We start from the raw sequence: 26,682 nt of genomic DNA, 5'->3' as shown, positions 1-26,682 counted from the left end.
ATCTTTGTCGGCGAGAGTGGTACGGAGGACAACCACGACCGACAGGACTTGCGATGCGATGCACCAGCCCCTTGCCTGACTTCGGCGCCGCCGTCCCGCCCCGGGCCGGGATCGGCCTGCGCGCACCACACTATCGCCAGGTCCTCGCGCAAACGCCGCGCACAGGGTGGTTCGAAGTCCATAGTGAGAACTACTTCGGTGACGGCGGCCAGCCCCTGCACTACCTCGCGCAGGTGCGCGCCGCCTACCCGCTGAGCCTGCATGGCGTAGGCCTGTGCCTGGGCGCGACGGATCGGCCCGATCGCGATCACCTGCGTCGTCTGGCGGCCCTGATCCGGCGCTTCGAGCCAGGGCTGGTATCCGAACACCTGAGCTGGGGCCGCATCGGTGATCGCTACCTCAATGACTTGCTGCCCCTCCCCTACACCGAAGAATCGCTCGCGATCGTGTGCGCCCATGTGGCGGAAGTCCAGGATTACCTGCAACAGCCGTTGCTGGTGGAGAACATCACCAGCTACCTCCGATTCACTCACTCCACGATTGCCGAACCCGAATTCCTGGCGGCGCTGGTAGCGCGGACAGGATGTGGCATCCTGCTCGACGTCAATAACATCTACGTGAACGCGATGAACCACGGTAGCGATGCATTGAGCTATATCGATGCGATCCCTTTGGGCGTGGTGAGGGAGATCCACCTGGCTGGCTTTGACGTCATCGATGGCATGCTGATCGATACCCACGGCCAGCGCGTGGCCGAGCCCGTATGGCATCTCTACCGCCATGCGCTCGCCCGCTTTGGCCCGCTGCCCACGCTGATCGAGTGGGATACCGACATTCCCGCGCTCTCAGTGCTGCTGGACGAAGCCCGCAGGGCCGATCAGATGCTGGAGATTGAAGATGCCTTCATTGCATGAGATCCAGACCCGCTTTGCCCGGGCGCTGTTCGGGCAGGACCCGACAGCTCTCGCCGGCTATATCGTCGATGGGGCCATTGACGCGCAACGATGCCTCGACGTCTACGCGGGCAACGTACACCAGAACCTGTGCGAGGCCCTGGGCGCCGTATTCCCCGTGATTTCGTGCCTGGTGGGCCAGCGGTTCTTTGATGCCACGGCTGGCCGGTATATCCGGGCCTGCCCCTCCACCAGCGGTGATATCCAGCGCTTCGGCCAGAGCTTTCCAGATTTCCTCGCACAATTCGAGCCGGCTGCTGGCTTGCGCTACCTGCCTGATGTGGCCAGGCTGGAGTGGCTCATGCATGAAGCCTTTCACGCTGCCGACGCGGCGCCGCTGACGCTCGATCGCCTCGCCACCCTAGGCACACTCGCCGAGGCCGAGGCGACGTGCCTGCAGCTGCGGCTGGCCCCGGCCTGCCGCTTGCTCGCGTCGCCGTTCCCCGTATTGCGCATCTGGCAGTCGAACCAGCCGGACGCCGAGGAGGACGCAGAGATCGACGCCGGCAGCGGCGGCGACTGGTTGCTGGTCAGGCGCAGCGGCTTTGCGGTTGAAGCGCAGTCATTGGAGGTTGGGGAATACGCCATGCTCGAAGCGCTGCATGGCGGTGCCGCGCTGGAGCCGGCTTATCGACAGGCGCTGCAAGTCGCGCCCGACTTCGCGCTGGCCGGCTTTCTTGAGCGTCGCATCCTGGACGCGACGATCCATGATTTTGAAGTACGCGCCGCCTGACCTTATCCTCGTTCCAGGTCGATCGTGAAGGCAGTGCCCTGGCCGAGCGCGCTGCACACGCGGATCTCGCCGCCGTGCAACTGTACGATACGCCGGCTGATGGCGAGGCCCAGGCCGACATGGCTGCCATTATCGGACTCCGTACGCTCCACGCGATAGTAACGGTCAAAGACACCCTGCACCTGGCTCGCGTCGATGCCCTCGCCGGTGTCTCGCACGGTCAGTTCCACACGCTCCCCCACCGGCTGCACATCGACGCTGATCTTGCCGCCGGCAGGCGTATAGCGCATGGCATTCTCGATCAGGTTCTCCAGCACCCGCTCGATCATGCCGATGTCGGCGTTCACCGGAGGGCAGCCCGGACCCGACGTCGCCAGCAAGGCCAGCCCCCGCTTGTTTGCCGCCAGGGCGAACTTCTGCACCACGTCCTGCGCCAGTTCAGACAACGGGAAGCGTTCCAGCCGCGGCTGGACTTCTTGAGCTTCGAGCTTGGTCAGGTCAAACAGGTCCTGCACCAGCTTGCCAAGGCGCTCGCAGTGCCTGGTGGCCACCTGCAGGTAGCGGTTGCGGTCATCGGGCGTCATTTCTTCTGCCTTCAGCAGCAGCATTTCCAGGTAACCTTGCATCGACGCGAGCGGCGTACGCAGGTCGTGCGAAACATTGGCAAGCAGTTCGCGCCGTTGCTGATCCACTTGTCCCAACTGCGCAAGCTGGGTGACGATGCGCTCGGACATCTCCTCGAAGGCCGTGCTGAGTTTCTGGATCTCGTCGTCCGCACGGCTGCCCTGCGCCAGTCGCACCGGCGTGGAAAACCCGCCCGCGCGGAATGCCTCAATGGCGTCGGACAGCACGCGCAAACGCACCGTCAACAGCCGGAACACGATCAGCGCCGCCACAAGGCTGAAGGCAACCGTCCCGATGATGAGGTCGGTCGCCAGTTCGAGCAGGCGCTGCGTCTCGATCATCTTCTGTGAGGCAAGGATCATCAGCGCGCCAATGGTGATGAACACCACCATCAGCACGATTGCCACTCTCCCGTACAGGGTTCGGAACATGAGGCCCCCTGCCCCTTACGTGTTGCTGAACTTGTAGCCCACGCCCCATACGGTCTGGATGTACTCCGGCGCATTGGGATCGAGCTCGATCTTGGCGCGCAGCCGGTTGATATGTGAGCTGACAGTGTGCTCGTAGCCACTATGGCTATAGCCCCAGACCTGGTCCAGCAGTTGGGCACGGCTGAAAACGCGTCCCGGATTGCTGGCAAAGTACAGCAGCAGCTGGAATTCCTTGGCGGTGAGGCAGATAGGCGCGCCACGCACGTTCACTTCGCGCTTGTCGATATCAATGTGCAGGGCTTTGACCTGCACCGTTCTGGGACGATCCGATGGCGGATTGACCAGGGTGTCGACCAGACGGAAGATCGCCTTGACCCGTGCGGTCAGCTCGAGGACGCTGAACGGCTTGGTCAGGTAGTCGTCGGCGCCCATCTCCAGTCCCAGCACCCTGTCGAGTTCGGTGGAGCGTGCCGTGAGCATCAGGATCGGGGTATAGCGCGGCTCCGCGCGCAGGCGCCGGCAGATCTCCAGCCCGTCGGCACCCGGCAGCATCAGGTCAAGGATGACGAGGTCATAGGGATGGCTGAGCGCTTCGTCCAGTCCCGCCCGGCCGTGGTTGATCACCTTCACGTCGCAGGACAGGCCGCTCACCTGCAGGCGTACCAGCTCGGCGATATCCGCGTCGTCCTCGATCACCAGCACCTGGCGCGACATGGTGTCACCTCATCGTTGAAAACGTGCGGCATGTCGGCGAGACCGTCGCGGGCCTCCTGGCTTGCGGCCCGCGCAGCCCCGCGTGTCCGTCAGACGTCAGACACTAGATCATTCTAGAACGCATTTCGTGGATGGAAAGCCATCCGTCGGCGTGGCGGCCGGCCTCGCCTGCTCTCCCGTCGTCCCCCGCCGCCCGCCCCCAACCTCGACCGCTCTCGCCCGTGCCTTGTGACGAATATTTGAGATCTGAGGGAAACCAGCGTGAATTCGCCTTTCCATACTGCCATCCAGAGACAGGTATCCCTCCCCTCCTGTCCTGAACCCAACCGAATACGGAGTGTGCATCATGAACAGCGATCAAATCATCCGCGGTGCCATTGCAGGCATGCTGGCGCTTGGTATTGCCGGCGCCACCTCCCAGGCCATGGCCGCGGCGGGCAGCCATGAAAAATGCGCCGGCATTGCCAAGGCCGGCAAGAACGACTGCGGCACCAGCAAGAGCTCCTGTGCTGCCACAGCGAAGGTCGATCGTGACGCGGAGGCCTGGATCCTCGTGCCCAAGGGCACTTGCGAAAAAATCTCCGGGGGCCGGCTGCAGACGTCCGAGTTCGCCAAGCCAGGTGGCAAGAGCGGCGAGCTCAGCCCGACCGCCAAGGCGGCCTCCCCGGCCTGAACGGCACCCGAGCCTGCAGCGGAATGCCGTGACGCGTCACCGCGTCACGGCTACCCCGGCCTGCCCCCGTCCTTGACCGCTTCGCAAGGTGGCCCAAAATGAAATGCACTACCCCCCTGTCGTCCGCGCCGCTGGATGTGGGCGGCAAAAAGTCTTCGCGCATCATTACCGCCGCACAGGCGGCAATCCGCCTGCTGCAAACCCTGGCTCCCGTGCTCGATCTCGGCATTCGTGTCCTGATCGGCCTGGTGTTCTTCCAGTCCGGGCTGACCAAGCTCGCCAGCTGGTCCACCACGCTTGCGCTGTTCGAAAGCGAGTACACCGTGCCGCTCCTGAACCCGGCCCTGGCCGCCTATCTTGGTACCGCCGCAGAGCTGAGCCTGCCGGTGCTGCTCGTGCTCGGGCTCGGCACGCGGGCCGCCGCGCTGGCCTTGTTCGTCTTCAACATCGTCGCAGTGATCTCGTATCCCGGATTGGGCGAAGTTGGCCTGAAGGACCACCAGTATTGGGGGCTGCTGCTGCTGGTCACGCTGCTGCATGGCCCCGGGCAGCTGTCGCTGGACCACCTGATCGACCGCTTCCTGCTGCGCGGCAAAGCCAGCCACTAGCTCGACAGTCACACGCGCCGTCCCAGGGCGAACAAGGAACCGTCATGCTTGCAGAAAACAACATCGTCATTGTCGGTGGCGGATTCGCCGGCACCACGCAGGCCCAGGCGCTGGAGAAGCGGACACCGCACAACTCCTTCCCGAGCTGCCCGCCTCGCTTGGCCTGGCCGCGGCACGCCATATGGCCGCGCGCGGCATCCGGCTCAGGCTCGGCACCCGCGCCGCCCGCTGCGAAGCCGACACCGTGGTGCTCGCAGACGGCGAAAGGATCGAGGGCGCGACGGTGATCTGCACGGTCGGCACCAAGCCGAATCCGCTGGTCGCCACGCTCGAGCGCAATCTCGCGTTGGCCACCCGGCGCGGACGCATCGAGACCAACCCGGATATGTCGGTGCGCGGCATGCCCGGACTGTGGGCCATCGGCGATTGCGCACGCGTGGCCAATGCCGCCACCGATCGCAAAGGCGCAATGGCCAGCATCGGGCATATGAAGGGCGTTGCCCAGGTCTATGGCTTCAGCTTCTCCGGCTTGCCGGCCTGGCTGGCCTGGCGTGCGCTATACCTGATGCGTATGCCGACCCTCGGCCGCAAGCTGCGTCTCTGGGCCCACATGGCAAAGCATAAAGCTTCCGGCGTACCGCGGGCGCCCCACCCTACCCCGACGCTAACCGGAGATCAACATGCTTAAAGGAAGATCCGCTATCGTTACCGGCTACAGCAGAGGTATCGTGCTTGGCGTTGCGCACGCCTTTGCCATCCACGGGGCGGGTACGGCGTGCGTTGTGCGCTATTCGCCGGCGCGCCGGCCTAAACCGGTTCGCGACATGGCGGAATTTGCAGCTACCGAGTTCGGCAAGGTTGACCTCATCGTCAATAACGCAGGCATCCAACAGACAATGCCGCCTCCATGACCGCCACGGAGCTCGCCATGGATGGTGGCTGGACACAGCACTAGAGACACGCCATGCCGACCGATACTGGAGTGCAAGAGTCCGGCCAACCCAGCCAGGCCGTGAAGCCGGTCACGCTGGCGTTGCAGGGCGGAGGAGCCCATGGTGCCTTTGCCTGGGGCGTGCTGGATCGCCTGCTAGAAGACGGCCGGCTGGCGATCGAGGGCGTCAGCGCGACCAGTGCCGGCGCGATGAACGCCGCGGTACTCGCGTACGGCCTGCTCCAGGGCGGGCCGCCCCGCGCCCGCACCGCCCTGCACGACTTCTGGCGCGATATTGCCAGCACCGCGCGCGTCCACAGCCCGTTCCGCAAGCTGCCATGGGAATACTGGCTGTCCAGTGGCTATGGGCTCGATTACTCGCCGATGTACTTGTTGACGGACATCACGCTGCGGGTGCTGTCGCCCTACCAGTTCAACCCGCTCAATTTCAACCCGCTGCGCGATGTACTAGCCCGCCATGTTGACTTTGACGCGCTGAACCAGCGCTGCCCGATCCAGCTCTACCTGTGCGCGACCAACATCGAGAACGGGAAGATACGCGTGTTCTCACGCGACGACATCTCACTGAAGGCGGTGCTGGCGTCGGCCTGCCTGCCGTTCCTGTTCCAGGCCGTCGAAATCGACGGCGAACACTACTGGGACGGTGGCTATGTCGGCAACCCGGCCATTTTCCCGCTGATATACAACTGCGGCGCACGTGACGTGGTGATCGTCCATATCAATCCCATCGTGCGCAAGGGTGTGCCGAAGACCGCCGCGGAGATCCTCAACCGCATCAACGAGGTCAGCTTCAATTCCTCGTTGATCCGCGAACTGCGCGCGATCAGCTTTGTCACCCGACTGATCCAGGATGGCAAGGTCCGCGGCGGGGACATGAAGGAAATGCTGATCCACTCGATCCGATCCGACCAGACCATGATGGCGCTCGGCGTCTCCAGCAAGCTCAACGCGGACTGGGACTTTCTTTGCTACCTGCGCGACCAGGGCCGGGACCAGGCGGGGCGCTGGTTACAGCAGAACTATGACGCCATCGGTGAACGGTGCACCGTCGACCTGCAACAGGAATTTCTTTGATCCAACCACGCAGCGCTGCCGCAACGGACGGCGCCGATCTCTTCAATTACGCACCTAGAAGTGGCGGTTTCGCAATATCCGAGGTGACCTCAACGCGGATAGTGATTTTCATTTTTGGGGAACCGCGCGGCCGCCCGAGTACGGCGTCGAGTCGGGCAACGTTGACGAAAGACTGTTAACGGACTATATTCGGTCCAGCCATGTCATCCACAGGAGGGTGCGATGCGAATCGCCGATCACGTCAAGCCGATCAGCTATCTCAAGAGTGAAGCCGCGCAGATCGTCAAGGACCTCGCTGAATCCGGTGAACCATTAATCATCACCCAAAACGGCGAAGCCAAGCTCGTTGTCCAAGACGTGCGCAGCTACGAATCCGACCGGCAGACATTAGCCCTGCTAAAGATTCTGGCCCTGGGGCAGAAGCAGATCGAGCAGGAGAAGTTTTCCGACATCGATGAGGTGTTCGCAGAGCTGGACGAACTGGACCGGAAAGAGAAGCAGCGCTGATGGCCTCCAAATTGCTGAAGGCAAAGCTTCTCGACAGCGGTAAAACCGAACTGAAGCGGGTGCGCCGCTATGTGGTGGACGCATTTGGCATGGCCGCCTGGGAAGACTCATATGCTCAGATCCAGGCGTCCATGACTCGCATCCGGGAGTTTCCCGAATGCGGGCACATTGTCGATGAACTCAGTGGGCTAACCGCGAACAGGTTCCGCGAAGTGCATTGCGGAAAAAATCGCATTATTTATGAAGTCAGGGATGACACCATTTTTGTGCACTTGATCATAGATCAGCGTCGAGATCTGACTGCCCTGCTACAAAAAATCATCCTGCAGGTGTAAGAAGAGACGACCAGCGTCGCGAACCCTGGTCAATCCGGTTGTTCGTTGTCCGTCGACTGAAGCAGGTGGCCGTAGGCGTCAATTTCCTTTTGCGTTCGCACCTGGCTTTCCGCGATCTTCTCTGGTGTGACTTCGCCGTCGACAAATTCCACTGATACCCGGCTTACGCGTGAATCTCTGTCAACGATCCCCTGCAAGATCTTGTCCAATAGTTTTTCACCGGCTTGCAGACCGAGCGATCGTGGCACCAGTACCTTGACCAGCAGGATCTCATCGTCGGCGGCGCTTTGCGCCACACCCGCGAGTGCGGATTTCAGATAGCCCTTCAGTTTCAGGACGCTTAGGTCGCCGGGTACGCCAACATGCGATACCCGAATGGATTTGTGAGCCATGCCGTCTGTCTTGCGCGTGTTCTCGAAGCTCTGAATATACCGCACCGTTAAGGTTCGCCACCGCGTTCGCCCCGGATCCTGCCGGGGGCAGTCCACCGCTTCGATCGCGACAGCCTGTTGAAAACAAAGAAGAGGTTCCACAGGCGTTGCCTGTGGAACCTCCGAAGCCCGGCTGCCGTGGAAAGTGTCATCAGGACCGGAGGTCGGCACCCGGAGTGGAGACGCAATGAATGATGAATGTCACAGCTCGCGGAGCAACTCCGCGGCTTTCGGCCAGTTGCCATATCCGTCGAGCGGCGAGAGGTGGCCGATGTCGCCGCCATCGACGAAGCGGCTACCCCAGGCTTGCGCAAGGGCGTGGACCTGCTCGAATCCTCCGATCGGGTCGTTGCGGCTGCCGACCACGATGCTCGGGAACGGCAGGCGCGCCCTGGGCAGCGGCGTCCAGCCGTTGGCAGCCAGCGTCTGCGGATCGGAGTAGCCGGCGGGCAGGGGCGTGTCGAGGTCGGCGGGGGCCGCGAGCAAAGCGCCCTGGACCTCGCGCGTCGTCTGCTGCGCCCAGTGCACGGTGATGCAGCATCCCATGCTATGGGCCACCAGGACGATCGGCCCTTCGATGCCGCTGACGACGCGCTCGAGGTTCGCCACCCTGGCGCTGCGCAGGGCCTTGTCATGGTCGATCTGCGGCACGATCTGCACTGCCCTTCCCTGCGCTTGCAGTTGTTCGGCGAGCAGCGTTTGCCAGTGCTCCGGCATGTGGTCGCGAAGACCGGGAACAATCACGACCGTCGGCAGGTTGGTAGAAGTCATGGAAATCGATTTCCTCGGTTGAGATCCGGAGCGTGATCGCTCCCTGCCCTGCGGGATGTACGCAACGGTCAGAAGATATGGCGGATGCCCACGGCCGCACCGAACATGGACTTCTGCCCATTGGACAGCGAGTAGCTATTGCCCAGCGCCAGGCTGGTAGCGAAGCCGCTCGCTGCCGAGTCCATGGTCAGGCCTGCGTTGCGGGTATACGCAGTGGTCAGATACACGTCAGTCCGCTTCGAGAGCGCGTAGTCGGCGATCAGAGCGATCTGCCACGGATTTGCCGCGTGCGTGTTGCCGCCGACATTCTTCAGGTTCTGGTAGTCATACTCCAGCGTGAAGTCCAGCACAGCCGACACGCGGTACTGGCCACCGATCCAGTAGAAGTCGTCGCGCAGGAACTCCCTGCCGGTCTGGTCCTTGTTCTGCCCCCAGCGGTAGCCGCCCATCAACTTACCCGCGCCAATCGCATAGCTGGCCATGACGGCCGCCTTCTTCAACGTGCCGTTGCTCGTGCCGATCGTCGGGTTCCACTGGTCGTAGGCAACGCCCAGCCCGAGCGGGCCGTTCATGTAGGTCACGCCCGCACCGTAGGCCGAATCCCGGCGGGACTGGCCCGGCACTTCGCCGTTGCCGCCCAACGTGGGAATACCGGGATTGATCTGCGGCAGCGTCGTACCGACGCCGAACGACCAGTGCGCCATCCTCCATGGTTCATCGTTTTCATTTGATTGTTCTCAGGCTCAGTCACTACGACTTCCGGCGTCTGGTGCGCCGCTACTACAGGGGGGATGGGTCGTGCAATCCGCCCCCCAGTTCAACGATCGGCAGCCAGCACCCTCCCGGTATGCGGCGGCCTGCTGTGATCAGAAAGGACGGTCTCCGACGATGGTGGCGCGGTCCATCCTCCGGTGGCACGGCGGATAGTCCATGACGGCGTAATGCTGGGTCGAACGGTTGTCCCAGATGGCCACGCTGTTCTTCGTCCAGCGCCAGCGGACCTGGTGTTCGGGGATATAGGCCTGCGTGACCAGGTAGCGCAGCAGGTCGGCGCCGCCGGGGCTGTGGTCCTGCCCGAAGCGCACGCGCGCCGGCGTGTGGAAGTTGGTGAAGTGAGTGGTAAATCCGTTGACGAACAGCACCTTCTCGCCAGTCTCCGGGTGGGTCCGCACCACCGGGTGCTCGGCGTCAGGGAACTGGCTCTTCAGCGCCAGGCGCCGCTCGATTGGCATGGCGGCGCCAAAGCTCGCCTCGATGCTGTGACGCGCCCGCAGGTCGGCGATCTGCTCCTTGACGTGGCCGGGCAGGTTCTCGTACGCAAGCACCATGTTGGCCCACATGGTGTCGCCCCCGACTGGCGGGCACTCCCGGCACCGCAACACGGCGCCAAGCGGCGGCACTTCGCGCCAGGTCGCATCCGTGTGCCAGGCGTTCTCGTAGCGATCCGGCGGGTTGGCCGGCGTCTTGTAGATCTGCACCAACCCCGGATTCTCCGGGTCGCTGCCCGTCACGGGGTGATCCTCCAACTCCCCGAAGCGGTGCGCAAAGGCCACGTGCTGGGCAGCCGTGATGTCCTGGTCGCGCAGGAACAGCACGCGGTGTTTGAGCAGCGCTTCGCGGATGCCGGCGAACAGGCCATCATCATGGATCGCATCGGCCAGGCTGACCCCAATGAGTTCCGCGCCGATCGCACAGGTAAGTTGTTCAACTCGCATGGTCGATGGATGTCATTGCGGCTGGAGGTTGAAGGTCTTCACGATGCGGGCGTTGCGATCGAAATCGGCGCGCAGATCGTGGCTGAGCTGGCCAAGGCTCTGCGGCTGCAGCGGCTCGAACCCGAGCGCGGCAATCCGTTCCTGCACGCCGGCCCTGGAGGCTGCCTTGTGGACCGCGGCCTGGATCTTCTCGGTCAGCTCTGCCGGCACCGTGGACGACACGAACACGCCGGTCCAGTTGCTGAAGTCAACCTCCGGATAGCCCAGTTCGGCGAAGGTCGGCACCTGCGGGAGCATCGGCAAGCGCTGCCTGGCGGCCACGGCATAGGCCTTGAGCTTGCCCGCCTTTAGGTATGGCAGCGATGTCACCATGCCGTCATACATCACGGCGATCTGCCCGCCCATCACCTGCGTCAGGGCCTGCGGCGATCCCGCGAACGGGATGTTCTGGAGATCCATCCCCGCCTTCTGGTTCATGATCATGCCGGCGTACTGCGAGGCCGTGCCCGGGCCGTAGGTGGCAAAGCTCAGGTTACCCGGATGCGCTTTCACGTAGCTGATCAGCCCCGGCAGGTCCTTGGCGGGCAGGCCGGGCGCGCTGACGAGCAGCAGGGTCGACCTGGCCGCGGCCGCAACCGGCTTCACGTCCTTCATCGGATCGTAAGGCACCTTCATCGCGTGCGGGATTTCCGCGAACACGTTGGTCGCCGACACCAGGATGGTCTGGCCATCGGGCGGCGCCGCCAGCAATGCGCCGACCGCGATGGCACCGCCGGCACCCGGCTTGTTGTCGACAACCACGGGCTGGCCCAGGTCTGCCGTGAGTTGTTCGGACAGTATGCGGGCCATCACGTCCATCGTGCCGCCGGCAGGCGCTGGCACCAGTACGCGCACCGGCTTGTTGGTCCACGCCATGGCGGCGGGCATGGCAAGTGCAAGGATCGATGCGGCGACGACGCGGCGCACGCGCAGAACGGCAGGTCGGACTGACATCTTTGTCTCCATCTCGGTGTTTCCAGCAATGTGAACTTGCTTTCGAGGGCGCAGCCGTCCCCCACCCTCGCCCCGGCGAGGGGGGAAAAAGCGACCGCGGCATGGGAGGGACTACGGGACGGCTTTACGGCACCAGTACGGTGGCACCGCTCGTCTGCCTGTTTTCCAGCGCGCGATGGGCCTGCGCGGCCTCTTCCAGCGCAAACTGCTGCTTCGGCTCGCTGGTGATCTTTCCTGCTATCACCATGTCGAACACCTCGCTGGCCATGGCGAGCATGTGCGAGCGCGGGGTGGCATAGTGGACCATGGCCGGACGCGTGACCCAGAGCGAGCCCTTCGCCGCGAGCGTGCGGCTGTCGATCTCGACGGGGCCAGAAGTCGTGCCGTTGCTGACCAGCGTGCCGCGCACCTGCAGGCAGGACAGCGAGGCGTCCAGCGTCGACTTGCCGACCGAATCGAACACCACCGGAACCTTCTTGCCGTCGGTGATTTCCATCACGCGATCGACGATGTTCTCGCGCGAGGTGACGATGACGTGCGAACAGCCGTTGGCCCTGGCAAGCTCCGCCTTCTCGTCGGTGCTGACCGTCCCGATCATGTTCACGCCAAGCGCGCGTGCCCACTGGCAGGCGATCAGGCCCACGCCGCCGGCTGCGGCGTGATAGAGGATGGTTTCGCCGCCCTTGAGCGGGTAGACCTGGCGGAACAGGTATTGCGCCGTCATGCCCTTCATGATGAGCGTCGAGGCGACGCGGTCGGAGACGCCGTCCGGCAGCGGGATCAGCCACTCGGCAGGCATGACCCGCACGTCCGAGTAGGCGCCCTGCGGGCCGAGCAGGTAGCCCACGCGATCGCCCACGCGGATGTCGGTGACGCCGGGGCCCACTGCCTCGACCACACCCACGGCATCAGAGCCGAGGCCATTGGGCAGGTCCAGCGGGTAGTGGCCGGTGCGGAAATAGATATCGATGAAATTGACGGCGATGTAGCTGTGCCGCACGCGCGCCTGGCCGGGGCCGGGGTTGCCGACTTCCACGGTCTCGAGCTTGAGCACGTCTGCGCTGCCCGTCTCGTAGAACCGGATTGCTTTTGCCATGACTTGTCTCCTGAAATTCTTTGCTTATTGCCTCTGAGCGCGCCGGGGGCAATCCCACTGCCCAGCGCGTCGGCGACTACATCGCTGTCTTGCCGCCATTGACTGCGACAATCTGGCCCGTTATGTACCTGGACCGTGGGGAGGCCAGGAACACGATGGCGTCGGCGACCTCCTCCGGGGTCCCGATGCGACCCGCCGGGATACTCGCGGCAACTGCCGCAACTTTCTCGGCGCCTCCCGCGATGCGATCCAGCATCCCGGTCTCGATCGGTCCAGGGGCAACCGCATTCACTCGTACATTCGATCTGGCCGCATCGAGTGCTGCGGCCTTGGTCAAGCCTTCGATTGCGTGCTTGCTGGCCACATACATCGGATTCTGTGCGTTGCCGCGGCTTCCCATGGTGGAGGAGAGGTTGATCACAACGCCCTCCTTCTGCTCCAGCATGACGCGCAACTCGTACTTCATGCTCAGGAACGTCCCAAGGACATTGGCGTCGAAGGTCGCTGCATAGGACTCCACCGTCTGGTCAACGATCGACCCTGGCGTGCCTTCCGTCCCGGCACTGTTCACTGCGACATCGAGCCGTCCAAAGCGGGTGACGGTGTGCTCGACAAGTTGGCGGACCTGCTCCTCATTAGCTACGTCAGCGGGCACGAACTCGGCTTCGGCACCGAGCTCCCGGAGTTGTGACACAAGTGCGGCGCCTGCGGTGGCATTGCGGCCGGAGCAAACCACTTGTGCCCCATCACGGCCAAATGCAAGCGCGGTTGCGCGGCCGATTCCAGACGTGGCTCCCGTAACGAGAACGACGGTACGAGTCATGACATTCCCTATTTGAATCAAGTCAAAACAGATCGATCCAGTTGCACCAATTCAGGCTGGAGTGCACACATCAACCGGATCGATTCATTGTCTGCGCCGTAGCCGGCGGCTCAGGCTGCGTTGCGCAGCGGCACGTTCTTGACACCAGGCTTGCGGTTCGGGGTCATGCCGTTGGCGGCCAGGGTTTCATCGACATCGTCGTACCAGGTGCCGATGCGGTAGATTTCCCGCGCTTCCTTGCCATCGGCGATCTCGCGGCCCAACTCCTTGGCGATACGCACGGTCTGCTGGATCTGCTGCACCGAGGTGAAGCGATTGCCGTGCTGATCGATGAGGGTGTCCTCGATGCCGCAGCGCACGTGCATACCCATTGCCAGCGCCATCGTGTTCCACGGCAGTACGTTCTTGAACAATGACTCCGAGGTGATGGTGCAGCCGTCCGGCGCCCGCTGGATGAAGTCGAACAGGTTGTACGGATGCGGTCCGTGGTGGCCGCCACCGATGCCGATGCAGGTAAGGTTCAGCGGGCCCTTGTAGAGGCCCCTGCGCACCATGCGGTCCAGCGTTTCGAGCGCATGCATGCCCACCAGCTGAAAGTGCGGCTGGATGCCGGCTTCCTGCAGGCGGCGCAGGTGCTCTTCCGCCCAGGCCGGGCCGGCCGGAACGATCATTTCACGGTAGGCGTCGTAGACGGCCGGGTTGGCCATGTGCGTGTTCTCGTAGAACTCCGGGTAGATCAACTCCATGATGTTCATCTGGATGGTGTTGAGTGCTACCGTCACCTGGTCCGGCTTGGGGTCGAGATCCGCCAGCGCGTGACGCGTGTCATCATCCAGCCACTTCGCGGCCTGGCCTTCATCTTCCGGTGCGAACGAGATCGAGCCGCCGACCTGGATGATCATGTCCGGCACCGCCTTGCGCACGCCGGCGATCAGTTCGTTGAACATGGACAGGCGCTTGGACCCCTTGCCATCCGGCTCACGTACGTGCAGGTGCAGCACGCTGGCGCCGGCCTCATAGCAATCCACCGCTTTCTGGATCTGCTCTTCCATGGTCACGGGGATGTCTTCGGGGAAATCTTCCGGCATCCACTCCGGGCCGTACGGAGCCACGGTGATGACCACCTTGTCCATGTTCTCGGGGTGCAGCGAGTCATCCAGAAATTGCATTTCTATCTCCTTGTTCATCGTCGATTCACGGGATTAGTCTAGTCATCCCGGGTTGGGCGCTGTCTCTCATTTCACGACATTCATGTCTCATTTCGTGACAGAATGCCGAGGCATTCGGGTTTCCCCGGAACGAATGGATCCGGGCTACACCGGGTGAAGGAGAGGCAATGAGCACATTGATTCGCACTGGCGTGCTGACCCACTATTTCAAGGTTGCGAAGCAACTGGACCTTGAACCGCGGCCGTTGCTGCGCAAGCTGGGGTTGAGCAGCGAGATGCTTGCAGACCCGGAACACTGGATTTCCGGGAGTGCCGCCGTAACCTTGCTGGAAGAGTCAGCGCGACTCACGCAATGCCCGACGTTCGGGCTGCGTATGGCCGACCTGTGGCAGCTGTCCGACCTCGGCGTCGTCAGCGTATTGCTCACGCATCAAAGAACGCTGCGCGACGCGCTTGGAACCATGGTTCAGTATCGCCACCTGATGAATGAATTCCTGGTCATCCGTATTGAGGAGACCGGCAGGAAGGTCATCGTGCGTGAGGACGTCGTCGCGGATGAGGCCGGGCCGACCATGCAGTCCGTCGAGCTGGCACTGGGCACACTGTCACGCATGTGCAGCACACTGATCGGCACGTCCTGGCATCCCCTCAGCGTCCATTTCACTCATGACGCTCCCGATGATCTGCGGCTGCACCGCCGCATCTTCGGGGGGAAGCTGGAGTTTGCAAGCGCTTTCAATGGCTTGATCTGCCGCGCTGCCGACCTGGACTTGCCCAACCCGATTGCCGACCCGGTCATGGCACGCCATGCGCAACGCCTGCTTGCAGGCCTGCCGGGCGCCAACGAGCCGTCGATTGTGCTCGAGGTGCGCAAGGCCATCTATCTGATGCTTCCGGCCGGACGCGCGACGATCGAGCAGGTTGCTCAGGGCCTGGGGATGAACGTGCGTACACTGCAGCGCCAACTCGAAGGCGCTGGAAAGGTCTTCTCAGACATGGTCAATGGCGTAAGGCGCGATCTCGTTACCCACTATATGGACAACAGAACTTACTCGCTTGGACGCATTGCCGAATCGCTTGGCTACTCTGCTTATGGCTCGTTCGTCCGCTGGTTCACGGCGCAGTTCGGCATGACGCCGACGCAGTGGCGCAGCACGAAGCTGCGAAGCTTGAGATGAGCCGCGTGCCTATGCGGCTTTATTCGCCACTCCGACGCCGGTCTCTCAACTAACGGTGGCGATCATGTTCGCCGGCATCTTCTCGTGTTCCTGCACGCGGCCCGAAGGCCCCCATTGGGCTTTCCCTAACTGTCCCGAAATGTCAAGTATTTGCCCCCGAATGTTAAGAGGCTTTGCATCGACCGCTCATACTTCTCGCACGACTTCCGTCGTCAATGGCACCCATTTCGAGCCCACACCCATAACGGGGAGACATCTATGCAAATCCGCCCTGCCCTGAACTGCGTGCGCCGCGCCGCCGTTTGCGCTGTCCTGGCCCTGTCCATGCCCGTCGCCATGGCATGGACCAACAAGCCGGTCCGGGTACTGATCCCTGCGCCTGCCGGCGGCACCATGGATGTGCTGGCACGCGTGCTGTCCGAAGCGCTCACGGCGGAACTGGGCCAGCCCGTGGTGGTCGATAACAAGCCGGGCGCCGGCGGCAGCATTGCGATCAACACCATGCTGGCGGCGCCGGCTGACGGGCAGACCATCCTGGTGTCGACCACCAACGTGCTCACGGAAATCCCGCATGTGATGAAGACGTCCTTCGATCCAATAAAGGACGTGAAGCCCGTGGCTGCGGTGGCCAGGTCGACCCTCGTTCTGGTCGGGTCGACGAGCCTGCCGCCCAAGGACCTGCCAGGCCTGGTCAGCTATGCGAAGGCCCATTCGGGCCAGCTCAGTTTTGCTTCCTACAGCGCAGGCACGGTCGCCCACTATGCCGGTCTGATCATGAACCAGAAAGCTGGCATGGATCTGCAGCACGTGCCTTTTGCCGGCTCTCCGCCGGCGCTGACACAGGTCATGGGCGGACAGATCGCCGTGATGTACGACGGGATGGTGACCTCGCTGCCGATGATCAAGGCCGGCAAGCTGCAGGCCTATGCCCTGGCCGCGAAACAGCGTTCGCCGCTGCTGCCACAGGTCCCGACCTTTGCCGAGCTGGGCTATCCGGACATTGACTTCAACAACTGGGCGGGCGTGTTCGTATCGTCCAGGGTGCCGTCAGACGTGGTCCAGAAGATCCAGGCTGCCGTCTACAAGGCAGCCTCGACGTCCAAGGTGCAGGACCGGATTCTCGGGCTCGGCTTCGAGACCGTGCCAGCGCAAACCCTGGCTCAGCTTGGTCAGGCCTTGCGCGCCGAATACGATCGCAATGCCGCCATCGTGAAGGCCAATAACATCCAGCCCTGACTGTCAGCGGCTCCGGCGGCGTTGGCTGTTTCCTTCCTGCCGGAGCTTTAGGCCATCGCGACGATCGGCGCGATTCTTCAACCTTCGCCGATCGCTCCCTCCTCCCCGATCTCCATCGACACCCGCTTGCGCAATGTCCCCGGCGGTCACGGCAAAGACCCCTATCATCAATCGCCAGGCCGACCGTCTGCCTAGAATCGGCACACATACCTCACGGCACAGCGCACCGCGCACCGCCGCCCCTCACTCCGCCGAACCTTGCAGGAGCTTGCTTTGCCTCTCACCCATGCCCTGGACTATGCCGACACCCCCGAAGAGGTGGGGCTGTCCGCGCGGCGGCTGCAGTCGATCTCGTTGGTGATCAATGCGGATGTCGACCGGCGCAAGATCCCGGGCGCTGTCGTGCTTGTTGCGCGCAAAGGCCGCATCGCCTGGTTCGATGCGTTTGGCTTCGAGCATGCGGATACCCCGTCGCGTCCGATGCAGCGCAATTCGGTCTTCCGCATTGCAGCGATGACGCGGCCCGTCGTCGGCGTGGCGGCGCTGATATTGATGGAAGAGGGCCGGCTGGCCCTGAACGACCCGGTCGAACGCTACATCCCCGAGTTCGCCCGCCTACAGGTCGGCGTCGAGTCGGCCGATGCGAACACCGGGGAGCGCCGCCTTGCGCTCGAACCCATGCGCCGCGCCATGAACGTTCACGACCTGTTCCGGCACACCTCCGGTCTGACATACGGGCAATTCGGCGATTCGCTGGTGCAGCGCCAGTATCGCGATAGCGGCCTGATGGATCCCGGACAGACCAATGCCGAGATGGTCGCGAAGCTGGCGGCCATCCCGCTGCAATGCCAGCCGGGCGAGGTGTTCGAATATGGCATGTCCACCGACGTGCTTGGCCGCATTGTCGAGATCGTCTCGGGCATGGACCTCGCTCGCTTCGTCGCGGAGCGCGTGGCGCGGCCACTGCGCATGCATGCAACAGGCTTCCGGTTGATCAGGCAGGACGGCGCGGGCCTGGCGCTGCCCTCCGGCGCATCCGGGAAATCCACCGCCCTGTTCGACTACGACGAGCAGGACCCGCCTCGCTGGCATTCCGGGGGCGCCGGCCTGCTGTCCACGGCCGGCGACTACGCGCGGTTCTGCCAGATGCTGCTCAACGGCGGTGTACTCGATGACGTGCGCCTGCTCTCCAGGAAGACCGTCGAATTGATGCTTGGCAACCACCTGCCCTGGTCCACGCGCTTTGGCAATTCGACAACAGGGCTCGGCATCAACGCACCATTGCCCGAACTCGGCCAGGGCCATGGCCTGACAGTGGGTGTGCGCACCGCGCGGGGGTTGAGCCCGGTGCCGGGTTCGGTCGGCGATTTCTACTGGGGCGGCGCGCTCGGGACCTATTTCTGGGCGGATCCGCAAGAGCAGCTGCTCGCCATCCTGATGCTTCAGGAAAACGACCTGGCGACGCGCGTCGGATACCGGTCCCTGTTACGCAACATCGTATACGGCGCGCTGGAAGACTGAGCAGCGAGCGCATTGCGGCGACCGGCAGTGCGGCCCGCGCACACACGGCGCCAGGCACGAATTACGGAGGAGCAAGCATGAAGACAATGAACCGGCGCTGGATCCTCAGGCAGCGCCCCGTCGGCGATATCGGCGACAACGATCTGCAGCTCGTGGAAGCGCCGCTGCCACAACCGCGGGACGGCGAGATCCTGGTGCGCAACATCTATCTCATGGTGGCGCCGACCAACCGCGTCTGGATGAGCGATATCGACCAGTACATGGCCCCGGTGGCGCTTGGCGAGGTGATGCGCGGCGTCACCATGGGCGTGGTCGTGGAGTCCCATCACCCGGACTTCAAGCCTGGCGACATTGTCGAAGGCGGCATGGCGTGGGAAGAGTATTCGGTAACAAGAACTGCCCGGCGCGTCCCGGTGGAGTACGGCCTGCCCCTGCATGCCTATGCGAGCGTGCTGGGCAGCTCCGGCATGACGGCCTATTTCGGCATGCTCGACATTGCCAGGCCCAAGGCTGGCGAAACCATTGTGGTGTCGGCCGCCGCAGGCGGCGTCGGCTCGATCGCCGGCCAGATCGGCAAGATACTCGGCTGCCGGGTGGTGGGCGTTGCGGGCGGCCAGGGCAAATGCCGGTTCGTCATGGATGAGTTTGGCCTGGATGCCTGTATCGACTACAAGGCGGGCAACGTGCTTGCCGACCTTCGCGCCGCCTGCCCGGACGGCATCGACATCGATTTCGAGAACGTGGGCGGGGACACCATGGACGCCGTGCTGGCACTGATCAACCCGGGTGCCCGTATCGCGCTATGCGGAATGATCTCGACTTACAACGCGAACGGTGACTGGTGGAGCCCGAAGATGTTCCGCAACGTCATCATGAAACGCGCCCGCATCGAAGGGTTCCTCATTTCGGACTACCGGCCGAGGTTCCACGAAGCCGTGGAAGCCATGGCGAAATGGGTCAGGGACGGCCAGCTCAAGTACCGGGTCGACGTCATTGAGGGCATCGAGCAGGCGCCCGCCGCCCTGAACCGCCTGTTTACCGGCAAGAACATCGGCAAGCAGCTTGTCCGCCTTGCCCCCGAATCCGTCATCGGCTGAATGCCGCGGCCCCTCAGTCCTTACTTGCGACATCCATGATTCATCCTGACATCGACAGCTACGAATCCCTGCCGGACGCGCGACCCCGCCTTCAGGACTTTCAGGGCAAGACGGCAATCATCACGGGCGCCGCGTCCGGCATCGGCCTCGCACTGGCCGATACACTGGCGGCGCGCGGTGCCGACCTTGCGCTGGCCGACATCGACGCGCACGGACTTGACGCTGCACGCGAGCGGCTCGCATCGACCGGCAGGCGCATCTGCACGCGCGTACTGGATGTTTCCTCCGACGCGGACGTGCGCGATGCGGCGGCGGAGTTCGCGGCAAAACTGGGGCGCATCCACCTGGTCTTCAACAATGCCGGCATCGATATGAGCGGCGAACTGGCATCGCTGTCCGAGCAGGACTGGACACGCGCGTTCGGCATCAACGTGTTTGGCGTGATTCACGGCATCCGTCACTTCCTGCCGCTGCTGCGGCGGCACGGCGAGCCAGCCCATTTCGTCGCAACGGCGTCAGGCGCTGGCTTCTGGGTGAACGGCAACTTTCCGATGGGAGCGTACGCAGCCACCAAATACAGCGTCGTGGCCCTCTGCGAGGCACTAGAGCAGGAGCTCGACGGCACCGGCATTGGCGTCTCGGTGCTTTGTCCGGGTCCGGTGAAGACCCTCATCGCCGCACGCTCAAGCCATGCCAGCGAATCGTTCAAGGCCAGTATTGCCGCTGGCACGGCGCCGGAACTGGTGGCCAGCCAGGCACTGGAGGCCATTCGCGCGGGCGAGTTCTATATCTTCACGCCGACACGCATGCGGCCGCGGCTGGAAGCGCGATTCGCGCGGATTCTCGGCGCACTGGAGCGCGCACCTGCCATCGCCACCGGAGCGCCCCCGGCATGATCCATCCAGCCGCGCTTCGACGGTGAGGCGCAGGTCTGGTCCGCGGAAGATGCGGCGCTGCAGGCAGCGGCGTGCTCGCCGCTCTTGCGCGAATCAGTCAAGGCACGGGTGGCCTGGGCAATTCGGTTCTAGACGCGCTGCTCCGTGCTTGCCGCCACCAGCACTTGCCGTGCAACGGGCCCGGCCGACTGCGCGCCATCGCTGCGCCATGCACTGGGGCTGCAGCCAAAATGATCGCGGAACCAGCGCGAGAACGCGCTCTGCATCGAAAACCCGAGCAACACGGCCACGTAGCTGACCGGGCGTTCCGCATGCCGGAGATACTGCACCGCCAGCGAGGCCCGGACCTCATCGAGAATGCTGCTGAAGGTCGAGCCTTCCTGCAGCAGCTTGCGGTGGACCGTGCGCCGGTCGACGCCAAGCTGGCTGGCGACGCGCTCCACACTGCAGTTTCCCGAAGGGAGCAAGGACAGCACCATGCGCCGGACTTTTTCGGTCATGGACAGGGCCGCACGCGCAGTCAGCGAGTCCAGATAGGCATGCGCGTACTGCGCCAGCTCCGGGCGCGCGGAGCACGGCACTGCCTCCATGTCCTTCAGATCGCAGACAATGCCGGTAAAGTCGCAACCGAAATCCACCGGCCGGCCGAACACGCGCGCGTGCGATGCCGGATTGCTTGGGGCGCCATGCGAAAGGCAGATACGGCGCGCGCGCCACCGTGGACCGATCAGTTCCTGGAGCATCCGGTGAAGCGAAAGCACTACCATTTCGTCGGCCTGGCGTGTCGGCCCGGAATGCTCGACCATCAGCGACACGCGGATGACAAGGGCGCCCTCCCGTTCCTCCACGCCGAGGAACAGAGCCTCGCTGTGCAGCGTGATGTAGCGCACCATCGCACCAAGCGCATCGCGCAGCGTCCGCGAATCACGCACGGCCATGCCGAGGGGCCCGAGAACCGATAGTTGACGGCCCTCCCCCATGCGCAGGCCGAAGTCTTCGGCATCGGAGGCTGCGGCGGTCATTTCGAGAAGCCGGCAGACTGCGCTGGCGCAGACCAGGTTGTCGCCGGCGTCCAGGCAGCTTGGCGGCAGCCCCACTTTTGCCAGGATTTGCAGTGGATCCACCCCAACCGAGCGGGCCACCTCGGTATAGCGCGTCAGCGTGGCACTGCGGACCAAACGGCTCATGGGCCTCCTTGCACGGGCAGCGGCTGCAAGGCCATTGCAGCGGCGGTTGTCGCGGGAACTGTGTCTGCGCCGGGTCTGTCGCCCACCTTGGCGTCAGGCGCGGCGCATCAGGCTGTAGCTCTGCGCGCTGGGGCCGAAATCGGGCATGCCGGCCAGGAACAGGGCAAGCGGGACGACGTCCGCGGGATCCTTGAACCATTCGCCGGGCGGCACGGCAACGTCGCGCGTCATGTCGGTCCTGACCGGCCCCGGTATCAGCTCATTGACGCTGATGTTGTCCTCCTGGAGCTCCAACGCCAGCGACTGGGTAAGCATCCACAGGCCGCTCTTGGAGCACGAGTAGGCCGAAAAGCCCGCGTTGGGCCGCTTGCGCTGGCCGGAACCGATCATGATGATCTTGCCGGTGCCGCGGCGCCGCAGGTGGGGAATGGCGGCATGGGCAGTGTGGTAGGCACCGGTCAGGTTGATATCGATGGTCTTGCGCCAGAGCGCGGGATCGCCGTCAGCGATCCTGCGCTGCTCGAGCGCGACACCGGCATTGGCCACGACGATATCGACACCGCCAAAGGTATCGCTGGCGCGCCGGAACAGGCTCGCGACGGTCTCGTAGTCCGCCACGTCTACGGTCTGGGCAATGGCCCGGCCACCCGCTTCGCGGATCAGCGCGGCTGTCTGCCCGATGTCGGCCTCGCTGCGGGCGCTGCATACCACCGCAGCACCGGCGCTGGCATAGGCCAGTGCAATGGTGCGTCCGATGCCGCGGCCCGCGCCGGTGATCACGGCAACTTTGTCCTTGAGCAGGTTGGGGTCGATCTGGCTCATTGTCAGTCTCTCAGTCTCGCTTTGCGGAAGCAGAAGGGTCGATGCAAGTATCGAAGAACCGCCGCGCGATGCATTGACATTCCGGGGCAGCGACTTTACATTTTGGGGCACCTTGGGGGAACTCCTATGTCGACGCTGCTGCAACACGTGAACCTGACGGAGTTTGTCGACGTGGCCCGCCAACTCGGCCTGGATCCCTACCGCCAACTCCGGCAGGCGGGTATCAGCCCGACGGCCCTGGTGGACCCGGAAATGCGGGTGCCGGCGAAGTCGGTCACGCAGTTGCTGGAAGATTCGGCGCAGCTTGCCGGCCTGGAAGATCTTGGGCTACGCGTGGCGGAAGCCCGTCAACTGACAACACAGGGCCCCCTGTGGACGGTGATGCGCGAGGGCGCCACGCTGCGCAATGCGCTGGATGCGATGGCGCGCTATCTGCATTTGCTCAACGAAGGTATCGATTTGCGCATCGAGACGGTCGGGGACGCCGCGCTTGTCAGGCTTGAACTCCTCGTGTCCGTGGAAGGTTCTATGCGGCAATCGACGGAATTCGTCATTTGCCTCTGGTTCCGGTTGTTCAAGCTGCTTGCCGGGTCGGCATGGAAGCCACGCAGCGTCTGCTTCAGCCACGCCGCGCCAGCCAGCCTTGCCACGCATCGGCGCGTGTTCGGTGTACCGGTGCGATTCCGCCAGGATTTCGATGGCATCGTGCTGGCTGCCTCCGATCTCGACGTGGCTGGCGCAGCCTCGGATCCGGCGCTGGGCCGGCATGCGCGCGAATTCCTGGATATCAAGCTGGCGCAATCCGGCTCCACCATGCCCGACAAGGTACGGAAGCTGGTATTCGCGCTGTTGCCAGCCGGCGAGTGCGGGGCCGAACAGGTGGCCCGGCAGCTTGGCATCGACCGCAAGACGATGCATCGCCATCTGGCTGCCTATGGACAGAACTACCTGGCCGTCGTCGATGCAGTCAGGGTCGATCTCGTCACGAGGTACGTGAAGAACAGCGAACGACCGCTGTCGGAGGTTGCGATCCTGATGGGCTTTTCCTCGCTCAGTGCCTTCTCCCGGTGGTTCTCCATGCGCTTCGGCTGCAGCGTGTCGGCGTGGCGCCGTCAACCACCGGCACCGGAAAATACGCGCTAGTGCTGCGCAGTGGCATCAGGTGCGCCGCGGCTGGCATGCGTCCGGGTCGAAACGGAACACGAGGTGTATTCGATGCAAATCATGGACGCGTGCGCGCTGGAGCAAGGGCGTGTACTGGTCGGGGTGCCGACATGAGCCACCTTTGTCCCGATGCCGACGTCGTCACGTGCCGCCACCTGCTGGTCCCGCTCGACGAAACGGATGGCCGTGTACGCGTTGACGCAAAGCGACCAGGGGGCGACGTGTTCATGGCACGATCGCCCCAAAGCCATTGCAGGAAATCGGAGAGATCATGGACCTGAAGTTAGAAGGCAAGCGTGCAATCGTGACCGGCGGCAGCCGCGGCATTGGCAAGACGATTGCCCTTCAGCTCGCGCAGGAAGGGGTGGACGTCGTGCTCGCCGCTCGCGGGAAAGAAGCGCTGGAAGCGACCGCCGCGGAACTTGCGGCGCTGACCGGCCGCCGCATTGTGCCGCTCACGGTCGACACCGCCGACAAGGCTTCCGTCGACGCCATGGTGGCGCGGGCCATTGAAGCCCTGGGCGGCATCGATATCCTGATCAATGCTGCGGCCATGCCGGGCGGCATTTCGCCAGCCACGCGGCTCGACGAGATCGTCGATGCGCAAGCGCTCGAAGACATCGACATCAAGGTCATCGGCTACCTTCGCACCGCGCGGGCGCTGGCCCCGCATCTCGCCGCGAATGGCTGGGGCCGCATCATCAATATCGGTGGCCTGGCGATTTACCACACGGGCCGGCCCGTCGCCACACTGCGCAACGTCGGCGTGGCGGCCATCACCAAGAACCTTGCTGACGAACTTGGCCCGAAGGGCATCAATGTCACGGCGGTCCATCCCGGGCCAACGCGCACCGAGAAGACCGACGCGGCAACCGAGGCATGGGCGGCGACCAGGAGTTCCCTTGGCCGCATGGTCGATGCCAGCGAGGTCGCTTGCGTGGTGACCTTCCTCGCCTCGCCATTGAGCGTGGCAATCAACGGTGAGGCCATCGCAGTCGGCGGCGGGACGCCGGGCATCATCCACTACTGACTTCGCCGCCATCGGCGGGTTGACCTGCGGGCCCCTGGACGAAGCGGGGCCCGCGGCTTGCTGCCGGCCTCAGTGGCTGTTGCCTTCCTGGAGCCGCTGGCGCAATACCGCACGCAGATCCTCGCCGTAGCCGGTAAGGGTGCCGCCGTCCACCGCCAGCATCTGGCCCGTGATCATGTCCGCGCGCTCGCTGGCGAGAAAGGACACCGCTTCACCGATCTCCGAGGGCTCGCAGAACCGGCCCAGCGGTACCGTGCGCCGGATCAGGGCCTCGCGCTTTTCGGGGCTTGCGTATGCTTCGATCGCAGGCGTCCGGATGCCGCCGGGACATACCGCATTGACGTTGATGCGCTGGTCGGCCAACTCCCATGCAAGATGCTGGGTCAGTCCCGTTACCGCATGCTTGGAGGCGGTGTAATCGACGCTGCTGAAGTACGCCATGCGAATGCCGGCGATCGAATCGATATTGACGATCTTGCCCTTCCCCTGCGCCCTCATTGCCGGGATGACCGCCTGGCAGCAGAACAGGATGCCCTTGGCATTCACCCCCATCACGCGGTCCCAGTTCTCCTCGGTCACGTCGCAGACCAGGGCGGAGGCCCCGCCCACGCCGGCATTGTTGACCAGGATGTCGATGGCACCGAACGCCTCGAGGGTCTGGGTGGCCATGGCTTGCGCTTCGGCCTTCTTGCTGACGTCGGCGCGGATGGCAATGGCACGCTTTCCCTCCGGATCGAGGCTGGAAGCGACGCGCCGGGCCGCCTCAAGGTTCAGGTCAACCACGGCGATCCTGGCCCCTTCCCGCGCCAGCACGTGCGCGATGCCTTCGCCGCCACCCTGGCCAGCCCCGGTGATGATGGCTACTTTGTCCTTCAGTTCCAATGTCGTCTCCTTGCGAAGCTGCGCCGGATCCATGCCCTGCGCGTGCCGCGCGTGTTGTGGGTCGGGCCGCCGCTAGTGGCGGCCGGATACAGTTCGTGATGCCGCCGCATCACGTCCCGAAAGCCCGCGAGATCCCAGTCCCGCGCCAGCGCAGCGACACGTTCGAAACTGGCAAGTACGTCGGCTCGCTGCTTGTCTTGCTCATGGGTCTCCTTCTGCGGATTCGGATGGGAAATTCCATGCCGGCCGGAAGATGGCTAGTCAGGCGGAGGGCGCAACGAGACGCGCCATCGCATGCAAGCCCAGCAAGTATCCAGGGATGACGACCACTTGAGTTGACAATCCGGGGCACAGGATTGACAGTTTGGGGCAGGGCAAGTGATGGGATGTGTCCCATGACCAGGACATCGGCCCCCTGCTCCCCATATGCGGAAAAAGAAGCGCCGGTCGCCGCAACGGCGGACCAGCGATTCCAAGCAGGGTAGTTGTCACGGCGATAGAAGTCCAGACGACAAGACCTGATCCCTATGTGGTCAATAATGGCAAGACGCGCACGGTGTTTTCCGCCCTGGTCAGTGATGCATGCCGCCCCTAAGTGCTCCCTTAGGTAGGCAGATTGCCCTCGCCAAAGCCCGACGGACATCGGGCTGAACGTTGCTCCATTGCCTTGCACCGCTCAGGTCAGGCACTCGCCGCTGTCGCGCGCCTCGCCGCGCGCGCCGTCGGTGAAGCCGTCGCGCGAGCTGATGCGGGCGCCATCGGTGTAAGGATCAGGCTTGCGCATGCCGTCCCGGTGCGGATCAAAGCCACGGACCGCGCACACGAACCTGCCCTGATATGCGACGACGAGCAGCATGGTGGCCTCGCTGGCCAGACCGCGCGCGCCCTCGGTAAAGACGTCGCGCTGGCCGCTGTGTTCCGGCGTGGCAACGATCAGTGCATCAGCGTATGAACCGGCGTGGGCGGTCTGGCTGAGCCCGACGGCAAGTGCGGCAGTGGCAAGCAGGGTCTTGGCGAGTTTCTTATGCATTGCTATCTCCAACAGGGGTGCCGGCGGCGTTGCCGCG

Annotated in this window: 29 protein-coding genes and 1 pseudogene; 16 read left to right on the top strand and 14 right to left on the bottom strand. The window is 63.8% G+C overall.

What is annotated here, in order from left to right:
* The first annotated feature begins 53 nt into the window (after window positions 1–53).
* The gene (locus E1J61_RS33345; protein WP_133098096.1) at window positions 54–914 is read left to right on the top strand and encodes a DUF692 domain-containing protein; all 861 of its coding nucleotides are present in this window, start codon (window positions 54–56) and stop codon (window positions 912–914) included.
* Window positions 898–1,686, top strand: a complete 789-nt coding sequence (locus E1J61_RS33340; protein ID WP_133098095.1) for a DUF2063 domain-containing protein — start codon at window positions 898–900, stop codon at window positions 1,684–1,686. The genes E1J61_RS33345 and E1J61_RS33340 overlap by 17 nt, the downstream gene beginning before the upstream one ends.
* A 2-nt stretch (window positions 1,687–1,688) precedes the next feature.
* On the opposite strand, the gene E1J61_RS33335 is transcribed toward E1J61_RS33340, so the two are convergent.
* Both E1J61_RS33335 and E1J61_RS33330 read right to left on the bottom strand, forming a co-directional pair.
* Window positions 1,689–2,702, bottom strand: coding sequence for a cell wall metabolism sensor histidine kinase WalK (locus tag E1J61_RS33335; RefSeq protein WP_243737084.1), 1,014 nt, complete (start codon window positions 2,700–2,702; stop codon window positions 1,689–1,691).
* Window positions 2,703–2,756: 54 nt separating this feature from the next.
* Entirely contained in the window at window positions 2,757–3,455 is a 699-nt protein-coding gene (locus E1J61_RS33330; protein ID WP_133098093.1) for a response regulator transcription factor, read from the bottom strand.
* Window positions 3,456–3,801: 346 nt separating this feature from the next.
* Here E1J61_RS33330 and E1J61_RS33325 point away from each other — a divergent pair, with 346 nt between their 5' ends.
* The 7 genes from E1J61_RS33325 (at window position 3,802) to E1J61_RS33295 (ending at window position 7,604) form a co-directional block, all read left to right on the top strand.
* On the top strand, window positions 3,802–4,128 hold the full coding sequence (locus E1J61_RS33325) for a DUF2282 domain-containing protein (RefSeq protein WP_133098092.1): 327 nt from the start codon (window positions 3,802–3,804) through the stop codon (window positions 4,126–4,128).
* 98 nt (window positions 4,129–4,226) lie between these two features.
* On the top strand, window positions 4,227–4,736 hold the full coding sequence (locus E1J61_RS33320; protein ID WP_207951295.1) for a DoxX family protein: 510 nt from the start codon (window positions 4,227–4,229) through the stop codon (window positions 4,734–4,736).
* Between the two features lie 82 nt (window positions 4,737–4,818).
* Window positions 4,819–5,424 (top strand): NAD(P)/FAD-dependent oxidoreductase, encoded by a 606-nt coding sequence (locus E1J61_RS33315; protein ID WP_256376150.1) that lies wholly within the window; start codon window positions 4,819–4,821, stop codon window positions 5,422–5,424.
* Complete coding sequence (locus E1J61_RS33310) at window positions 5,417–5,647, top strand: hypothetical protein (protein ID WP_207951294.1); 231 nt, start codon at window positions 5,417–5,419, stop codon at window positions 5,645–5,647. Before E1J61_RS33315 ends, E1J61_RS33310 begins: the two co-directional genes overlap by 8 nt.
* A gap of 53 nt (window positions 5,648–5,700) precedes the next feature.
* A complete protein-coding gene (locus E1J61_RS33305; protein ID WP_133098091.1) occupies window positions 5,701–6,762 on the top strand; it encodes a patatin-like phospholipase family protein in 1,062 nt (353 codons plus the stop codon).
* A gap of 222 nt (window positions 6,763–6,984) precedes the next feature.
* The gene (locus E1J61_RS33300; protein ID WP_133098090.1) at window positions 6,985–7,269 is read left to right on the top strand and encodes a type II toxin-antitoxin system Phd/YefM family antitoxin; all 285 of its coding nucleotides are present in this window, start codon (window positions 6,985–6,987) and stop codon (window positions 7,267–7,269) included.
* On the top strand, window positions 7,269–7,604 hold the full coding sequence (locus E1J61_RS33295) for a type II toxin-antitoxin system RelE/ParE family toxin (protein WP_133098089.1): 336 nt from the start codon (window positions 7,269–7,271) through the stop codon (window positions 7,602–7,604). The genes E1J61_RS33300 and E1J61_RS33295 overlap by 1 nt, the downstream gene beginning before the upstream one ends.
* A 29-nt stretch (window positions 7,605–7,633) precedes the next feature.
* On the opposite strand, the gene E1J61_RS33290 is transcribed toward E1J61_RS33295, so the two are convergent.
* From E1J61_RS33290 to E1J61_RS33255, 8 genes and pseudogenes are all read right to left on the bottom strand, one after another.
* Window positions 7,634–8,137, bottom strand: a complete 504-nt coding sequence (locus E1J61_RS33290; RefSeq protein WP_243737080.1) for a hypothetical protein — start codon at window positions 8,135–8,137, stop codon at window positions 7,634–7,636.
* A 99-nt stretch (window positions 8,138–8,236) separates the two neighbouring features.
* Window positions 8,237–8,806 carry an alpha/beta hydrolase gene (locus E1J61_RS33285; protein WP_133098088.1) on the bottom strand — a complete coding sequence of 190 codons (570 nt, stop codon included), beginning with the start codon at window positions 8,804–8,806 and terminating at the stop codon, window positions 8,237–8,239.
* A gap of 68 nt (window positions 8,807–8,874) precedes the next feature.
* A pseudogene (locus E1J61_RS33280) lies at window positions 8,875–9,510 on the bottom strand (porin); the annotation flags it as partial.
* Window positions 9,511–9,672: 162 nt separating this feature from the next.
* Window positions 9,673–10,521 (bottom strand): TauD/TfdA family dioxygenase, encoded by an 849-nt coding sequence (locus tag E1J61_RS33275; RefSeq protein WP_133098086.1) that lies wholly within the window; start codon window positions 10,519–10,521, stop codon window positions 9,673–9,675.
* A 12-nt stretch (window positions 10,522–10,533) separates the two neighbouring features.
* Window positions 10,534–11,514, bottom strand: a complete 981-nt coding sequence (locus E1J61_RS33270; protein ID WP_133098085.1) for a tripartite tricarboxylate transporter substrate binding protein — start codon at window positions 11,512–11,514, stop codon at window positions 10,534–10,536.
* Window positions 11,515–11,638: 124 nt separating this feature from the next.
* Window positions 11,639–12,610, bottom strand: a complete 972-nt coding sequence (locus tag E1J61_RS33265; RefSeq protein WP_133098084.1) for a quinone oxidoreductase — start codon at window positions 12,608–12,610, stop codon at window positions 11,639–11,641.
* Between the two features lie 76 nt (window positions 12,611–12,686).
* Window positions 12,687–13,433: an SDR family NAD(P)-dependent oxidoreductase gene (locus E1J61_RS33260; protein ID WP_133098083.1), complete on the bottom strand. Its 747-nt coding sequence runs from the start codon at window positions 13,431–13,433 to the stop codon at window positions 12,687–12,689.
* A 110-nt stretch (window positions 13,434–13,543) separates the two neighbouring features.
* Window positions 13,544–14,602: a 3-keto-5-aminohexanoate cleavage protein gene (locus tag E1J61_RS33255; protein WP_133098082.1), complete on the bottom strand. Its 1,059-nt coding sequence runs from the start codon at window positions 14,600–14,602 to the stop codon at window positions 13,544–13,546.
* Between the two features lie 167 nt (window positions 14,603–14,769).
* On the opposite strand from E1J61_RS33255, the gene E1J61_RS33250 reads away from it, so the two are divergent.
* The 5 genes from E1J61_RS33250 to E1J61_RS33230 all read left to right on the top strand — a co-directional run bounded on the left by E1J61_RS33250 (window position 14,770) and on the right by E1J61_RS33230 (window position 20,530).
* On the top strand, window positions 14,770–15,780 hold the full coding sequence (locus tag E1J61_RS33250) for an AraC family transcriptional regulator (RefSeq protein WP_133098081.1): 1,011 nt from the start codon (window positions 14,770–14,772) through the stop codon (window positions 15,778–15,780).
* Between the two features lie 258 nt (window positions 15,781–16,038).
* Window positions 16,039–17,016 (top strand): tripartite tricarboxylate transporter substrate binding protein, encoded by a 978-nt coding sequence (locus E1J61_RS33245; RefSeq protein ID WP_133098080.1) that lies wholly within the window; start codon window positions 16,039–16,041, stop codon window positions 17,014–17,016.
* Between the two features lie 258 nt (window positions 17,017–17,274).
* Window positions 17,275–18,537, top strand: coding sequence for a serine hydrolase (locus E1J61_RS33240; RefSeq protein WP_243737079.1), 1,263 nt, complete (start codon window positions 17,275–17,277; stop codon window positions 18,535–18,537).
* Between the two features lie 77 nt (window positions 18,538–18,614).
* On the top strand, window positions 18,615–19,634 hold the full coding sequence (locus tag E1J61_RS33235; RefSeq protein ID WP_133098079.1) for an NADP-dependent oxidoreductase: 1,020 nt from the start codon (window positions 18,615–18,617) through the stop codon (window positions 19,632–19,634).
* Window positions 19,635–19,669: 35 nt separating this feature from the next.
* Window positions 19,670–20,530, top strand: a complete 861-nt coding sequence (locus E1J61_RS33230) for an SDR family oxidoreductase (protein WP_133098078.1) — start codon at window positions 19,670–19,672, stop codon at window positions 20,528–20,530.
* A 128-nt stretch (window positions 20,531–20,658) separates the two neighbouring features.
* On the opposite strand, the gene E1J61_RS33225 is transcribed toward E1J61_RS33230, so the two are convergent.
* The gene (locus E1J61_RS33225) at window positions 20,659–21,672 is read right to left on the bottom strand and encodes an AraC family transcriptional regulator (protein WP_243737078.1); all 1,014 of its coding nucleotides are present in this window, start codon (window positions 21,670–21,672) and stop codon (window positions 20,659–20,661) included.
* 138 nt (window positions 21,673–21,810) lie between these two features.
* Window positions 21,811–22,539 (bottom strand): SDR family NAD(P)-dependent oxidoreductase, encoded by a 729-nt coding sequence (locus E1J61_RS33220; protein WP_133098076.1) that lies wholly within the window; start codon window positions 22,537–22,539, stop codon window positions 21,811–21,813.
* Window positions 22,540–22,665: 126 nt separating this feature from the next.
* Here E1J61_RS33220 and E1J61_RS33215 point away from each other — a divergent pair, with 126 nt between their 5' ends.
* Both E1J61_RS33215 and E1J61_RS33210 read left to right on the top strand, forming a co-directional pair.
* Complete coding sequence (locus E1J61_RS33215) at window positions 22,666–23,682, top strand: AraC family transcriptional regulator (protein ID WP_133098075.1); 1,017 nt, start codon at window positions 22,666–22,668, stop codon at window positions 23,680–23,682.
* Between the two features lie 292 nt (window positions 23,683–23,974).
* Window positions 23,975–24,733, top strand: coding sequence for an SDR family NAD(P)-dependent oxidoreductase (locus E1J61_RS33210; RefSeq protein ID WP_133098074.1), 759 nt, complete (start codon window positions 23,975–23,977; stop codon window positions 24,731–24,733).
* Window positions 24,734–24,802: 69 nt separating this feature from the next.
* Here E1J61_RS33210 and E1J61_RS33205 read toward each other — a convergent pair whose 3' ends face one another.
* Window positions 24,803–25,648, bottom strand: a complete 846-nt coding sequence (locus E1J61_RS33205; protein ID WP_240746064.1) for an SDR family NAD(P)-dependent oxidoreductase — start codon at window positions 25,646–25,648, stop codon at window positions 24,803–24,805.
* A 643-nt stretch (window positions 25,649–26,291) separates the two neighbouring features.
* The gene (locus tag E1J61_RS33200; RefSeq protein WP_133098073.1) at window positions 26,292–26,645 is read right to left on the bottom strand and encodes a hypothetical protein; all 354 of its coding nucleotides are present in this window, start codon (window positions 26,643–26,645) and stop codon (window positions 26,292–26,294) included.
* Window positions 26,646–26,682: the final 37 nt, after the last annotated feature.

Origin of the sequence: Cupriavidus sp. L7L, from assembly GCF_004353535.1 — a bacterium.
GTDB lineage: Bacteria > Pseudomonadota > Gammaproteobacteria > Burkholderiales > Burkholderiaceae > Cupriavidus > Cupriavidus oxalaticus_A.
This window is presented reverse-complemented; position numbering and strand designations above follow the sequence as displayed.